This is a genomic window from Marinomonas gallaica, from assembly GCF_001639745.1.
Classification (GTDB): Bacteria; Pseudomonadota; Gammaproteobacteria; order Pseudomonadales; family Marinomonadaceae; genus Marinomonas; species Marinomonas gallaica.
Genome location: NZ_LTAX01000096.1, coordinates 1 through 252, shown reverse-complemented (window position 1 = coordinate 252; position 252 = coordinate 1). Strand labels below are relative to the sequence as shown.

2 protein-coding genes are annotated in these 252 nt (G+C 38.9%); both read right to left on the bottom strand.

All coding sequences use genetic code 11. From position 1 onward, the window contains the following. The coding region (locus AYW76_RS19040; RefSeq protein ID WP_156489117.1) for a hypothetical protein at positions 1-106 on the bottom strand (106 nt) is incomplete at its 3' end. A gap of 56 nt (positions 107-162) precedes the next feature. Further along, positions 163-246: an ABC transporter ATP-binding protein C-terminal domain-containing protein gene (locus AYW76_RS19575; RefSeq protein WP_269448117.1), complete on the bottom strand. Its 84-nt coding sequence runs from the start codon at positions 244-246 to the stop codon at positions 163-165. Between the last annotated feature and the right edge of the window lie 6 nt (positions 247-252).

The following is a 252-nucleotide window of genomic DNA, read 5'->3' as shown; positions in this document are numbered from 1 at the left end:
CTTGTTGAAGATCAAGTTTAGACAGCTGTAGTAAGCGAATCGCTTGCTGCAGTTGCGGTGTCATTGTAAGCTGTTGCCCAATTTTTAAATAAAGCGCTTGTTTCATAATACTAATTGACCAACTCCTGAAACTACATTATTCATTTATAGCTAAGTATATGCTTAAAGTTTGAACTGGTCGCCCAGATAAGCATTTCTTACTGCTTCGTTTGCCATAATATCGGCTGGTGTGCCATTAGCAAGTATGATGCC